At 69.2% G+C, this 13,810-nt stretch carries 12 protein-coding genes; 4 read left to right on the top strand and 8 right to left on the bottom strand.

All coding sequences use genetic code 11. From position 1 onward, the window contains the following. Positions 1–1,690: 1,690 nt before the first annotated feature. The 3 genes from ABFX46_RS09310 to rsmG form a co-directional block, all read right to left on the bottom strand. The gene (locus tag ABFX46_RS09310) at positions 1,691–2,683 is read right to left on the bottom strand and encodes a ParB/RepB/Spo0J family partition protein (protein ID WP_346041023.1); all 993 of its coding nucleotides are present in this window, start codon (positions 2,681–2,683) and stop codon (positions 1,691–1,693) included. Further along, entirely contained in the window at positions 2,680–3,495 is an 816-nt protein-coding gene (locus tag ABFX46_RS09305) for a ParA family protein (protein ID WP_131944956.1), read from the bottom strand. Before ABFX46_RS09305 ends, ABFX46_RS09310 begins: the two co-directional genes overlap by 4 nt. A gap of 350 nt (positions 3,496–3,845) precedes the next feature. Next, positions 3,846–4,523: a 16S rRNA (guanine(527)-N(7))-methyltransferase RsmG gene (rsmG, locus tag ABFX46_RS09300; RefSeq protein ID WP_346041420.1), complete on the bottom strand. Its 678-nt coding sequence runs from the start codon at positions 4,521–4,523 to the stop codon at positions 3,846–3,848. Between the two features lie 187 nt (positions 4,524–4,710). Between rsmG and ABFX46_RS09295 the strand changes: the two genes are divergently transcribed. Next, entirely contained in the window at positions 4,711–5,175 is a 465-nt protein-coding gene (locus ABFX46_RS09295) for a DUF6458 family protein (RefSeq protein WP_346041021.1), read from the top strand. Between the two features lie 326 nt (positions 5,176–5,501). Here the strand turns inward: ABFX46_RS09295 and ABFX46_RS09290 are convergent, their stop codons facing one another. From ABFX46_RS09290 to rpmH, 5 genes are read right to left on the bottom strand one after another with little or no spacing between them, the layout of a single operon-like run. Next, positions 5,502–5,987, bottom strand: a complete 486-nt coding sequence (locus ABFX46_RS09290) for a Jag family protein (protein WP_346041019.1) — start codon at positions 5,985–5,987, stop codon at positions 5,502–5,504. Positions 5,988–6,024: 37 nt separating this feature from the next. Then, positions 6,025–7,056: a membrane protein insertase YidC gene (yidC, locus tag ABFX46_RS09285; protein WP_346041017.1), complete on the bottom strand. Its 1,032-nt coding sequence runs from the start codon at positions 7,054–7,056 to the stop codon at positions 6,025–6,027. Further along, positions 7,049–7,525 (bottom strand): membrane protein insertion efficiency factor YidD, encoded by a 477-nt coding sequence (yidD, locus tag ABFX46_RS43450; protein ID WP_163054015.1) that lies wholly within the window; start codon positions 7,523–7,525, stop codon positions 7,049–7,051. The genes yidC and yidD overlap by 8 nt, the downstream gene beginning before the upstream one ends. Continuing rightward, the gene (rnpA, locus tag ABFX46_RS09275) at positions 7,522–7,890 is read right to left on the bottom strand and encodes a ribonuclease P protein component (protein WP_163054017.1); all 369 of its coding nucleotides are present in this window, start codon (positions 7,888–7,890) and stop codon (positions 7,522–7,524) included. The genes yidD and rnpA overlap by 4 nt, the downstream gene beginning before the upstream one ends. 12 nt (positions 7,891–7,902) lie before the next feature. Then, entirely contained in the window at positions 7,903–8,040 is a 138-nt protein-coding gene (rpmH, locus tag ABFX46_RS09270) for a 50S ribosomal protein L34 (RefSeq protein ID WP_067450744.1), read from the bottom strand. A gap of 684 nt (positions 8,041–8,724) precedes the next feature. On the opposite strand from rpmH, the gene dnaA reads away from it, so the two are divergent. From dnaA to gnd, 3 genes are all read left to right on the top strand, one after another. After that, positions 8,725–10,794, top strand: a complete 2,070-nt coding sequence (dnaA, locus tag ABFX46_RS09265) for a chromosomal replication initiator protein DnaA (RefSeq protein WP_346041014.1) — start codon at positions 8,725–8,727, stop codon at positions 10,792–10,794. Positions 10,795–11,468: 674 nt separating this feature from the next. Then, positions 11,469–12,611, top strand: coding sequence for a DNA polymerase III subunit beta (dnaN, locus tag ABFX46_RS09260; protein ID WP_131941105.1), 1,143 nt, complete (start codon positions 11,469–11,471; stop codon positions 12,609–12,611). A 97-nt stretch (positions 12,612–12,708) separates the two neighbouring features. Continuing rightward, positions 12,709–13,686, top strand: coding sequence for a phosphogluconate dehydrogenase (NAD(+)-dependent, decarboxylating) (gnd, locus tag ABFX46_RS09255; RefSeq protein ID WP_346041012.1), 978 nt, complete (start codon positions 12,709–12,711; stop codon positions 13,684–13,686). The last annotated feature ends 124 nt before the right edge of the window (positions 13,687–13,810 follow it).

Below are 13,810 nucleotides of genomic sequence, written 5' to 3'. Positions count from 1 at the left end.
CCAAGCCCGAACGTCCACAGCCTCCGGACCGCGTCCAGGAGCCGCCCTCGGCATCTCCCACAACATGGGGCAGCAGAACGGTGCCCGCAGAACCACCGAGCGGTGGAAGTAAGGGACGCCCTCAGATTGCCGGTCGCTCGCAGGAGTAGCAGCGCGTTCGGGCAGCGGGCAGCAGTATCCGGCCGATGAGGATCACGCCGGCGGCGGCACTTGCCGCGTCTCCGGACTCGGACTCGCTCCTTGCCTGTAGGCCTCTTGTGAGGGTCGGCACGCTTAACCGGGCCAGGATGTGTGCGCTCGCCGAACACTTCAGGTCGCAAGGGGAGTCTCTTCCATCGCCCAGGACCTGGACGCCGCCCAGTTCGCGACCTGCCTGTGCATGGTCTGCGCCCCGGCGACCCGGCGACGCTGCGCTGCGAGCTGGCGTGCGCCCGGCATCCGCCGCCGCTGCTCGCCCTCCCGGAGGCACGGCGCGGCGGTTCGCGTTCCCGCACGGGCTGCCGCTCGGGGTGTCCGACCCGGCGCACCCGGCCGCCTACGAGTAAGCCGCCGCGCAGATCCCGCCGGGCGCCACCCTCGCTTTCTACACCGACGGGCTGGCGGAGAGCCGGATGCGCAACATCGAGGAGGGCATGGTCGGTCTTGGGTGGGTGAGGGCAGCGCAGCAGGGCCAGCCGCCGGGCCAGGATGCGCGGGGCTGGCGTTAGCGAGCTGCGGGCAGACCATCTGGGCGCCAGGGCTGCATCTGACTTCCGGCTGCATCTTTGCCTACCGGAGGTATCGGCCCGCGGAACGCGGCAACGTACCGGTGGCCGGGTCTGGTCGGGGTCCGGCTCAGCGCGTCCAGTTGAGGGAGACGCTCGAAGGTCGAGGGGGCTTGCGACCACTGTGTCTGGAGCGACGACCCCGGTCGATGTTTCACGAGAAACATCGGGACGGATGTCAGGGCTGTCTCAGTCTCCGAGGAAGGCGAGTACCGGGCACCCGGGGTGCGGCGCGAACTCCTGGCAGTGTCAGGCATTGGCGTGAGGGCGCCTCTTGGTCGGTATGCGCCGCCCGAACCCCCGTACGGCAGCGCCGGCAGCAGTGTCTCGGGGCGTCCGCGACGGTGCACCCATTGCAAGGCGGCGTGCCGTTTGTTGCCTTGCCGTCCGTAACGGCCTGCTGGTGTCCATCGGGCGGCCGAGTCTCTCGATCACGGAGCACGGGCTGCGTTGCTGGGCGCCTGAGCGTTCGATGTTTCAGGGGAAACCTCTAGGGCGGCGCTCAGGCGGAGAGGGCCGGGGTTGTCACTGGGCTGTGCCCGCGCCTTGCTTGGCGAGGGAAGGTCGAGGCGTCGCTGGGAACTGGCGAGAGTGGGGATGTTTCACGGGAAACGTTCGCGTGGCGTCCAAGCGGAGGGGGCGTGTGGTTGTCGGTGTCTTGTGCTGCCGCGCGAGGCCCCAGGGGTGGGCAGGGCACTGCGGCGACCGGACGCGGGTGGGGGATGTTTCACGGAAGGCGTTCGGACGGCGCACAAGGAGAGGGGTGGGTCTCGGCGCTCCCTCGCCGCGCCTTGCCTCCCAAGGTGGAACGCGTGGGCGCTGCCAGGGCCGCGCGGGGCTGTGATGTTTCACGGGAAACGTGGGGGAGCGGGAATGAGAAGCGCCCCGGAGGCGGTGGCTTCCGGGGCGCGGTGGGGTGGTGGGTATCAGGCGTCGTTGACGCCGTCGTCGTCTGGGGCCATTGACTTGATGATGCGGTCCAGGTCTTCGAGTGTGGCGAACTCGACCACGATCTTGCCCTTGTTACGGCCCATGTCCACGCGGACCTTGGTCTCGTAGCGGTCGGAGAGGCGGTCGGCCAGTTCCTTCAGGCCGGGGGCGACCGGCTTCTTCCGGCGGCCCTGCCGTGGTGCCTTCGGCTCGTCGTCGACTTCGCGGAGGGCGATCATCTCTTCGAGGGCGCGGACGGAGAGTCCTTCCTGGACGATCCGCTGCGCCAGATGCTCCTGCGCCTCGACGCTGTCGAGGGAGAGGAGAGCACGGGCGTGGCCGGCAGACAGCACGCCGGCGGCCACCCGGCGCTGGACCGCAGGCGGGAGGTTCAGCAGCCGGAGCGTGTTGGTGATGTGCGGACGCGACCGGCCGATGCGTCCGGCGAGCTGCTCGTGGGTGGCACCGAAGTCCTGCAGCAGCTGCTGGTATGCGGCGGCCTCCTCCAGCGGGTTGAGCTGCTGGCGGTGGAGGTTCTCCATGAGCGCGTCACGGAGCAGATCGTTGTCACCGGTGTCGCGGACGATCGCCGGGATGACGTCCAGTCCGGCCATCTGGGACGCCCGCCACCGGCGCTCCCCCATGATCAGTTCATAGTCGTGCTCGCCCGATGGCGCCTTGCGGACGACGATCGGCTGCAGGAGGCCGACGATGCCGATCGACTCGGCGAGCTCGGACAGCGCCTGCTCGTCGAAGTGCTCACGCGGCTGGCGGGGGTTGACCGTGATGGACCCGACGGGCAGCTCCGCGAAGTGGGCGCCGGCGACCGGCTCAAGGGCCGGTTCATGGACGGCGGTCCCGTTCGAGGCGGGGCCGCCGGGAAAACCGGGCTCTCCCGCGCTGCCGGGTTCGTCCGGCGTCGGCGGGGGCGGGGCGGTGGGGATGAGGGCGCCGAGCCCCTTGCCCAGACCGCGTCGCTGCTGGCTCACTGGACAGCTCCTCCATGGGCCATCTCGGAGGCGGCCTCGCTGTAGGCGAGCGCGCCGCTCGAACCGGGGTCGTAGGTCATGACGGACTGCCCGTAGCTGGGGGCCTCCGACACTCGGACACTCCGGGGGATCACCGTGTTGAGCACGACGTCGCCGAAGTGGTTGCGGACGTCCTCGGCGACCTGCGCGGCAAGGCGCGTTCGCGCGTCGTACATCGTGAGCAGGATCGTGGACACCTTCAGTTTCGGGTTGAGGTGCGCCTTGACGAGGTCGACGGTGCGGATGAGCTGCCCGAGCCCCTCCAGCGCGTAGTACTCGCACTGGATGGGAATGAGCAGTTCGTCCCCGCCGACGAGCGCGTTCACGGTGAGGAGGCCGAGCGACGGAGGGCAGTCGATCAGCACGTAATCGAACTTCTCGGTCTCGTAGGCATCGAGCGCCCGCCGAAGCCGTGACTCGCGAGCCACCTTGGAGACCAGTTCGATCTCGGCACCCGCGAGGTTGAGCGTCGCGGGCGCGCAGTACAGGTTCGGGATCTCGGGCGCCTTGACGACGATGTCGGCCAGCGCCATGTCCTCGATCAGCACGTCGTAGATCGACGGGATCTCCGCATGGTGCTCGACGCCGAGTGCGGTGGACGCGTTGCCCTGCGGGTCGAGGTCGACCACGAGCACCTGCGCCCCGTGCATGGCGAGGGACGCGGCAAGATTCACCGAGCTGGTGGTCTTGCCCACGCCGCCCTTCTGGTTGGCGATGGTGATGACGCGGCATCTGTCCGGCCGCGGCCACTCCCGTTCCCTGCGGCCCGACATCGCTTTGAGTGCGGTCACCGCTGTTTCATGTGAAACCTTGGCGTCCTTGAGCGCCTCGCGCACGAGTTCTGACTCCCCCTGATTCGGTCCTTTGCGCGGCCCCGGCGGCTGTGCGCCGGCGTGCGTCGGAACGTATCCGACGTTCTCCGCGGTACCGGACGTCGTATTTCCCCACATCGCGTGCCCCGAGGGCGTGGTCCCCGGCGCCGTCCCCGAGCCGGAACCCGCCTGCGCGCCGCCTGCGGACGGTGGCTGCGCGTCCTCGTTCGCGCCGGATCCGCCCAGGCCGGACGGCTGCTCGTCGGGGGATTCGTCGGCGCGGTCAGGCCGGCCCAGTCCTGGTCCCGTGCTCATGAAGACCTCTTCCTCGACCCTCTGGCACGCCGGGGCGCGCGCTGTCGTCGCCCGACAACCTCTCCTCGGCCGGCGACCACACGGACGAGTGTTGTCGGCGGGTCGACCATACCGCGCCCGACTTGGAGCAGTTCGGTCGAGCGCGCCCCGAGGCGCTTCAGAACGGGCTCCGCCTCGTCCAACTCGGCCTGCGCCCGTTCCCCCTTGAGTGCGAGGAGCTCGCCGCCCGGACGCAGCAGCGGCAGGGCCCATTTCGCGAGGCGCTCGAGAGGCGCGACGGCGCGTGCTGTGGCCACATCCACCGAGAACTCCTTCACCACCTCCTCGGCCCTGGCGCGGCGCACCTCGACGTTGCCCAGGTTGAGCATCCGAACGCACTCGTCCAGGAACGTGGTTCGACGCAGCAGCGGCTCCAGCAGCGTGATCCGCAGATCTGGGCGGACGATGGCGAGCACGATGCCGGGGAGCCCGGCTCCCGAGCCGATGTCCACGACATGCGCGTCCGCCGGTACGGCCTCGGACACCACCGCGCAGTTGATCAGGTGGCGCTCCCAGAGCCGATCGACCTCGCGCGGCCCGATGAGCCCGCGTTCGACCCCGGCCTCGGCGAGAAACGCCGCATAACGCTCCGCAACCGGCAGCGCGTCACCGAATACCTCACGTCCAATCCCCACCAGACGAATCGTTCCACATGACGGGGCGGCGGCGTACACGCGAAACGTCCCTGTGGATAACTTCGGGCGCCGGGACGGACGGACCCTTGCGTTATGGCAAGAACCACATGACCCCCCGGCATATTCGGGGCCCGTCGGGTAGGGGCTGTGTGTCGCCCGACCGTCCCCCCGGAAGGAGCTCCGACACATGGGAATCGGAGTCAGTCTCGCATTCATCGCCGTGGGCGCGATCCTCGCGTTCGCCCTGCGCGTCGACCTCAGTGGCATCGACATCCACCTGGTCGGCTGGATCCTGATTCTGGTGGGGCTCGTCAGCATGGCCTTCACCTACAAGTACACCCGGCCACGGCAACGCGCCGGCCGGGTCGTCGGCGCCGACCCCGCGTACGGGGACGAGCCCGGAACCATCGTCCGCGAAGAGCACATCATCGAGGACCCCGCTCCCGTGGGCCGTCCGGCGGAGCGAGTCGAACGGGTGATCGAACACCCGGCGGACGAGGGCGTGACGCACGGCCACGTCGCCCAGGACCCGGCGTACGCCCAGGATCCCGCCTACGCGCAGGATCCGGCCGAGGAGAACAACCCGTCGGTCGTGGACTCCGGCGATCGCCTGCCGCCGCGTCGCAGGTGGCGGCGCACCGCGCGCCGATAGCAAGGACTCGGGTACCAGCTCGGTGTGCTCGGGCGGCGGCGCACACCGAGCGACGGGGGCCCCGCGCCTGCCAAGGCGCGGGGCCCTCCCCGTTACCCGCCGCCACGCCGCTCTCGGGTGCTCAGCGCGCTGGATGACTGTCGCATCGGCGAGTTATCCACAGTCCGTCGTTCGCCCTGCGCGGCCTGTTGGGGGCGAACGGCCCGGTTGCGGGTGCAGCCTGTCATGCGAACGGCCCCGGTGCTTCAAGCGCCGGGGCCGTTCGGGAGAGCGTCCGGGTGAGCCGTCCAGATCTGGGCAGACGGACGGCGTCCCGGGGACTGGAGTCAGACCGGGTAGACCACCACGTAGCGGTCGGGCTCCTCGCCCTCCGACTCGCTGCGGAGGCCGGCGGCCGCGACCGCGTCGTGGACGATCTTCCGCTCGAACGGGGTCATCGGCGCGAGCGGCTTCGACTCGCCGGCCTGCTTGACCTCGTCCGCGACGTCCGTCCCGAGCTTGGTGAGCTCGGCGCGGCGGCGCTCCCGGTAGCCGCCGATGTCGAGCATGAGGCGGGTGCGGTTGCCGGTCTGGCGGTGGACGGCCAGCCGGGTCAGCTCCTGCAGTGCCTCCAGGACCTCCCCGCGCTTGCCGACCAGCTCGTCCAGTGAGGCTCCGACGACGGCGACGAGGGCGCGCTCGCCCTCGACGTCCATGTCGATGTCGCCGTCGTAGTCACCGATGTCCAGCAGGCCCTCGATGTAGTCGGCGGCGATCTCGCCTTCCTGTTCGAGCGCCTGGACGTCGACCTCAGTGGTGTCGGTCTGGCTCAACGGGGTCTCCTTCTCCGGCACTTGCTCGGGGTTCAAACTAGCGCTTCTGGGTGCCGCTGCGCTTGCTGCGCGGCTTGCGGGTCGGCTGATTGCGCACGACCTTCGGCTTCTCCTCGGGCTCCGGGGCCGGCTCCGGCTCCTTCTTCAGCCGGGCCTTGGCGCGCGCGCCCGACGGGCTCTGGCCGTTCTTGGACGCGGCGGCCTTCGCACCGGCCGTCTTCGCCCCCGCCTTCGCGGTGCCGCCGGACTTCGCGCCGCCCGCCTTGGTGCCGGCCTTCGCGGTGGTCGTCGCGGTGTCGCCCTCGGTGCCGGGCGGCGGGTACTTCTTGTAGATGTAGTGCTGCTGCGCCAGCGTCCAGCTGTTGGACGTGACCCAGTACATCAGCACGCCCAGCGGGAAGCCGAGGCCGAACAGGCCGAACAGCGGCGCGAAGAAGACCATCATCTTCTGCGCCTGCATCATCGGGTTCGCGTCGTCGGTGACCGGCTGCCGCTTCATGCTGGCCCGGACGGTGAAGAACGTCGTGCAGGAGCTGATCACCACGGCGATGCCGGTGATGATGATCGCGGTCCAGCTCTTGGGGTCGGCGCCCCACGCGTTCAGGAACGTGTCGGGGATGTGGGCGCCGAAGATGCTGGCGTTCTGCGCGCTCGCGACCAGGTCGGACGAGACCGCGAAGACGCTCTGCCCCGGCTTGGCGTCCGAGATCCGCTTCAGCGTCTGGAACAGGCCGATGAAGATCGGCATCTGCACCAGGAGGGGGAGACAGCCCGCGAGCGGGTTGGCCCCGTTCTCCTGGTAGAGCTTCATGACCTCCTGGTTCATGCGCTGCTTGTCGTTCTTGTACTTCTTGCGCAGCGCCTGGACCTTCGGGTTCAGGTCTTGCATCTTCCGTGAAGCGTGGATCTGCTTCACGAAGAGCGGGACGAGGGCGAGCCTCAGCAGGACGGTGAGCAGGATGATCGATCCGCCCCACGCCCATCCGCTGTCCTTGGGGACGACCGTACTGAGCCCCGTGTGAATCCACACGATGAGCTGAGAGACGATCTCGTACAACCAATCAAGCACCGGGCAGCTCCTTGGGCTCTGCTGGGGCGTGGCCGCTTTCGTCACGGCCGGAGTTCGAGGAGACCGCCGCGGATCGCTGCTGAGGGGTCGTCCCCTCAGGATCCCCGGAGAAGACCGACGGTCCAAGTGAGAACGTCTGCCCGGACTCGTCGGATTCCCCGGCGGGGCTCGTTCCGACCGTTCCGGACGTCTTCTTCGGCGGTACCGGGTCATAACCCCCGGGATGGAAGGGATGGCACCGCGCGATCCGGCGAGCCGTCAGCCACGTCCCGCGCAGCGCGCCGTGAACCTGGAGCGCCTCCAGGCCGTACGCGCTGCATGTGGGGTGGAAACGGCACTGCTGCCCGAGCAGGGGACTCAAGAAGCGGCGGTAGGCGCGGACGAGAAGGATCAGCACGGTCGCGACGGGACCGGGGTGGCGGCCCGTCTCGTGCTGTGCGGGGGACGCGGCCCCCTGCCGACTCCTCATCTTCGCCCCTTGGACGCGGGCCGCAGCAGCCGGCCGAGTGCCGACTCCAGATCCGCGGCCAGTTCGTCTGGACGCGCCGTTCCCGCGCGGGGGTTGGCGCGCACTACGAGCAGGCTACCCGCTGGAAGCAGGTCGAGGTGCGGGCGCATCAGATGGCGGAGCCGGCGCCGGGTCCGGTTGCGGACGACGGCGTTGCCGACGGTGCGCGCGACGATGAACCCGACCAGCGGCGGAGCGTCCGCCGCCGGTGCCTCGTCCGGGCGGAGCAGGTGAACTACGACAGTTGGCCGTCCGGCGCGGCGACCGCGCCGGACGGCCAACGTGAAGTCGTCCCGCCGCCGCATCCGGTTGCCGGACGGCAGCACGGCAGTGGTGGCTCAGACCGCGATGCGCGCGCGGCCCTTGCTGCGTCGACCGGACAGGATGGCGCGGCCGGCGCGCGTGCGCATCCGCAGCCGGAAGCCGTGCTTCTTGTGGCGACGACGGTTGTTCGGCTGGAAAGTACGCTTGCTCACTTGGGGCTCCAGTGCTGCGGTCGGTTCCGAAAGGCTCGATAGGTCGCGTCGAGGGCCGCGTCCGGTCCCCCGCAGCGGGGGCCCACCCGGACTCGCCTGGAGGGGCTGCCGGCGGGCACGCGGCATCTCCGTCGATGCGACTCGACCTCAGCACGTTACGGGCTGACCGGCCACCCGGTCAAACGGAGCGACCCTCCGGACGTCCGGGATCGGAAGCCGGAACGGAGGCGGAAACGGAGGCAGGAACGGAAGCGGGAACGGAAGCGGCGGCGGGCCGGGCGGTACTGGGTGAGGTGCGGGCGGGCGGGGAGGGTGGGGAGGGTTTCGTGTTGCGGGTGGGGGCGGCAGCGGTTAAGGTCGTCCGGGCGAGCCGACGCTCCTTCGACGAAATCGACGATCTGATGTCGGCCTTCCGCCCCTTGAGCCCCCCGTTCCGAGAACCGCCCCGCACCGGCCGCACGTAGGCCGGAGTCTTCCCGACCCCGTTTCCAGAGACCCCGCCTCACGGGTTTTACACAGGCGCCGCATGCCTATGCACAGCATGTGGACAACTCTGTGGACAACTCGTGAGAGAGTAAGGCTTCCGCGTCACGGTCGTGCCCTGAGAGGCGATTCGTGTCCCGTGGGAGAGCCGGGTAGTTAGGTACTCCGTACGGCGGAGTCGGTGGGAGGGGGACCTTGCGCATGGACGGTCAGGATCTCGGATCGGTCTGGGCCCGCACTCTCATCGCACTGGCCGAGAGCGATCTGTCTCCGAGCTATCGCGCCTGGCTTCCAATGGTCCGTCCGCTGGCCCTCGTCGAGGGGACGGCCCTGCTGGCCGCGCCGAACGAGTTCGCCAAGGACGCCCTGGAGACGCGCCTCCGGAACCTCATCACGCAGGCCCTTTCCCATGAGCTGGGCAGGGAGATCCGTGTCGCGGTGACCGTCCAGCCGGAGCCGCCGGCGAGTTCGGCCACCGGCCCTGGGCCGGGCCCCGGCAACCGGTCGGGGGAGCCTCTTTCGGCACCCGTTCCCGGCTCCGGTGCAGGGCTCGGCATGCAGGAGCCTCCCTCTTCTTATGGCGAGTCCTACGGTGAACGGCCGCAAGGCGACCGTGACCGGGATCGCCCCTACAACAACGGCGACTCGTCCTATGGGGAGCGGTCCGACCGTCCCTACCCGGAGCAGCCGTACACCGATCAGCCTTACGGCGACCACGGGTACCGGTCGCAGTCGGGAGTTACCCACAGCCCCGGTCCGCCCGGAGGTTATCCACAGGCTGCGGATGACGACCGCGGTACGTATCCCCCTGCCCCGCGTCCACCGTCCTATGGGACGGGCCCTGGGGGACGGAACCCGTACGAGGGTCGCGGCTACCCCGGCTATGGCGGGCAGGAAGGCTTCGGCGGAGGCCAGGAAGGTTTCGGTGGGGGTCAGGAAGGCTTTGGTGGCGACTCCTCCGGACGTCCGCCGCACTCCCATCTCAACGACCGCACGTTGGGTCCGCTTCGGGGGCGCGCAGAGCAACAGGGCCGTGAACCCCAGCACGGCAGCGGAAACGAGCCGCCCCTCGGGCACAACGACGACTTCCAGAGCGGTGAGTTCCCCGGAGGCGAACAGCAGTACCGCGGCGAGGAGCCCTACCGGGGCGAGACCGCCTTCAGGGACGAGGAGAACGCCGGCGCCGCACCGGCCCCACCGCAGGGAGCAGGTGCAGGAGCAGGGGCATCCGAGCACGCCCGCCTCAACCCCAAGTACACGTTCGAGACGTTCGTCATCGGCTCGTCCAACCGGTTCGCGCACGCGGCGGCCGTCGCGGTCGCCGAGCAGCCGGCCAAGGCGTACAACCCGCTGTTCGTCTACGGCGACTCCGGGCTGGGCAAGACACACCTTCTCCACGCGATCGGGCATTACGCGCAGAGCCTCTTCAATGGGGCTCGTGTGCGCTATGTGAGCTCTGAGGAGTTCACGAACGACTTCATCAACTCGATCCGCGACGGAAAGGCCGACGGGTTCCGGCGCCGGTACCGGGATGTGGACATCCTCCTCGTCGACGACATCCAGTTCCTTGAAGGCAAGGAGCAGACGCAGGAGGAGTTCTTCCACACCTTCAACACGCTCCACAACGCGAGCAAGCAGATCGTGATCTCCAGCGACCGTCCGCCGAAGGAGCTGGTCACGCTGGAGGACCGGCTCCGCAACCGGTTCGAGTGGGGGCTGACGACCGACGTCCAGCCGCCCGAGCTGGAGACGCGCATCGCGATCCTGCAGAAGAAGGCCCGCCAGGAGGGCCTCGCCGCGCCGCCGGACGTGCTGGAGTTCATCGCCTCCCAGATCGCGACGAACATCCGCGAGTTGGAGGGCGCGCTGATCCGGGTGACGGCGTTCGCGAGCCTGAACCGCCAGTCGGTGGACATGAAGCTCGCCGAGATCGTCCTCAAGGACCTGATCCCGAACGACTCCGGCCCCGAGATCACCGCCGCGATGATCATGGCGCAGACGGTCGAGTACTTCGGGACGACGATCGAGGACCTGTGCGGGCCGTCCCGCTCCCGGATGCTCGTCACCGCCCGGCAGATCGCGATGTACCTGTGCCGGGAGCTGACCGATCTGTCCCTTCCCAAGATCGGGCAGCAGTTCGGCGGCCGCGACCACACCACGGTCATGCACGCCGAACGCAAGATCCGGTCGCTGATGGCCGAGCGCCGTGCCATATACAACCAGGTCACGGAGCTGACGGGACGCATCAAGCACCAGGCCCGCAAGCGCTGACGCAGCCCGTCGTACACACTGTGGACAGACCCGTGTCGACCCTGTGGACGAGGCGCCGCCGTTCCGTCCACAGGCTGCCGAAGGCAAAGAACCGACAAAATGCGCGCTTCCCCAGAGAACCGCGGCGGCTACTCACAGGTTGTGGAAAACCCTGGGGATTTTCGTGGATAACCCGGTGGACGACCACTGGAAAAGCTGAGGATGAAGGGTGGACGGATGTGGACCGGCCGCGAACCCACGCCGAAGCGCTGGGGAAAACCGGTGGACGACCTGGGGACGCCTTGGGGACGGCCTGGGGACGGGCCTGTGCACCGATCCCGCGAGCACCCGCGCGCTGTACACAGGGCGCCGAATCAGGTGGCATACCCGTGGAGAACTCGTGGAAAACCGGTGGACGACATGAGGATGACCTGTGGGGACGGATTCGCCGTCCCCAGGCGGTCTCGCGCCGTCCACCGGCCGTGCACAGCCCCAGTGGACAGAGAAACGGGGGATGACCTGCGAAAACGAGCTCTGTCCACACTATCCACCGCCCCTATTACTGGTACTGCACTACTTCTCTATCCAAGAAAAGATCCATCTCAAGTCAGGGCCTGGGGACAACGTGCCGCGAGCGCCCCGGCCCGGCAGAGATCACCGCACCCTTGTCCGACACCTGCAGGAGGCTGGTCCCGTTGAAGTTCCGCATCGACAGAGACGCCTTGGCCGACGCGGTCGCCTGGACCGCGCGCACGCTGCCCGTCCGTCCCCCGGTGCCCGTCCTCGCGGGCATGCACCTCGTCGCGGGCGGGGAGGGCAACGACGACCGCCTGAAGCTGTCCGCGTTCGACTACGAGGTCTCCGCCCAGGTGTCCACGGAGATCGACGTTGAGGAGGCGGGGACGGCCCTGGTGTCCGGGCGCCTTCTCGCCGAGATCTCGCGCAGCCTTCCTCCCCACCCTGTGGAGGTCACGACGGACGGCGCGAAGGTGATGCTGCGCTGCGGCAGCGCGAAGTTCACACTCCTCACCATGCCTGTGGAGGACTACCCGACGCTGCCGGAGATGCCGCCCGCCGCCGGCTCGGTCGGCAGCGACGAGTTCGCCGCCGCCGTCTCCCAGGTCGCGATCGCCGCGGGCAAGGACGACACGATCCCGATGCTGACCGGCGTCCGGGTGGAGATCGAGGGCGAGACGGTCACGCTGGCGTCCACCGACCGGTACCGGCTGGCGGTCCGTGAGCTGCACTGGAAGCCGGAGCGTCCCGACTTCTCCGCCGTCGCGCTCGTCCCGGCGCGGACGCTCGCCGACACCGCCAAGTCGCTGACCGCGGGCGCCGAGGTGTCGATCGCGCTCGGCGGGACGGGCGGCACCGGCGAGGGCATGATCGGGTTCGAGGGCGGCGGCCGCCGCACCACGTCCCGGCTGCTGGACGGCGACTTCGTCAAGTACCGGTCGCTGCTGCCGAGCGAGTACGCGGGCCTCGCCGAGATCCAGACGGCGCCGTTCATCGAGGCCGTCAAGCGCGTCTCGCTGGTCGCGGAGCGGAACACGCCCGTGCGGCTCTCGTTCAGCCAGGGCGAGGTCGTCCTGGAGGCGGGCACCGGGGACGAGGCGCAGGCCGTGGAGGCCCTTGAGGCGTCCCTGGAGGGCGAGGACATCGACATCGCCTTCAATCCCGGCTTCCTCCTCGACGGCCTCTCAGCGATCGGCTCGGACGTGGCGCGGCTGTCGTTCACGACGCCGACGAAGCCGGCCGTCCTCACCGGGAAGCCGCCGCAGGACGGGGAGAACCCGAACTACCGTTACCTGATCATGCCGGTACGGCTGTCCGGATAAGGACCGTGCCCTGGGGCATGCCCCGGGGCACGCCGGGGACGACGATCCCCGCGGGGGAGCCGTCCAGGCGGTCGCGCGCGCGGGCAAGGGTGCACGCGTGCGCGCGGTAAGGCGCGGTAAGGCACAGGCAGTTACGCACAGGGAAGTGAGCTTCATGGAGCTTGGGATCATCGGCCTGGGCAAGATGGGCGGCAACATGGCCGAGCGGCTGCGCCGCGGCGGCCACACGGTCGTCGGCTATGACCGTGACCCGCAGGTGAGCGATGTCGGTTCGCTGCAGGAACTGGTCGACCGGCTGTCCCCGCCGCGCGCGGTGTGGGTGATGGTGCCCGCAGGTAAGCCGACTGAGGAGACCGTCCACAGCCTGGGGGAAGTCCTACAGGCCGGTGACCTCGTTATCGACGGCGGTAATTCACACTATGTGGACGACCAGAAGCACGGTGAGGAACTCGCCGCCAAGGGCATCGGGTTCGTCGACTGCGGTGTGAGCGGCGGAGTGTGGGGCCTGGAGAACGGCTACGCCCTCATGGTCGGCGGCGATGAGGACAACGTGAAGCGGCTGATGCCCATCTTCGAGACCCTGAAGCCAGAGGGGGATTACGGATTCGTCCACTCTGGTGAGATCGGTGCGGGCCACTACGTGAAGATGGTCCACAACGGCATCGAGTACGCGATGATGCAGGCGTTCGGTGAGGGCTACGAGCTGATCGAGGCGAGCCCCATCGTCACCCGGGTACCGGAGACGTTCCTCAGCTGGCAGGAGGGCACGGTCATCCGCTCCTGGCTGCTCGACCTGCTGAACCGCGCGCTCGCCGACGACCCCGAGCTGGACGACCTGCGCGGCTACGCCAACGACTCGGGCGAGGGGCGCTGGACGGTGCAGGCCGCGGTCGAGCACGCCGTGCCGCTGCCCGCCATCAGCGCCTCGCTGTTCGCCCGGTTCGCGTCCCGGCAGGACGATTCCCCCGCGATGCGCGTCGTCGCGGCCCTCCGCAACCAGTTCGGCGGCCACGGCGTGGAGACCGCGAAGGGCGCCGACTCCCCCGGCGCCGACGTCGCCCCGCCGAAGGTGTGACCCCCCGCGACCCGGCGCTGCTGCCCGCGAAGTTATCCACAGGATGTGGTTTCCGGGACGGCGCCCCCGCCGTGCCCGGAGGATGGCGGGTGATGGCACGGAGTCCCGCCGCCGGCGGGGCCTG

This window comes from Actinomadura chokoriensis, from assembly GCF_039529475.1.
Lineage (GTDB): Bacteria > Actinomycetota > Actinomycetes > Streptosporangiales > Streptosporangiaceae > Spirillospora > Spirillospora bangladeshensis.
This window is presented reverse-complemented; position numbering and strand designations above follow the sequence as displayed.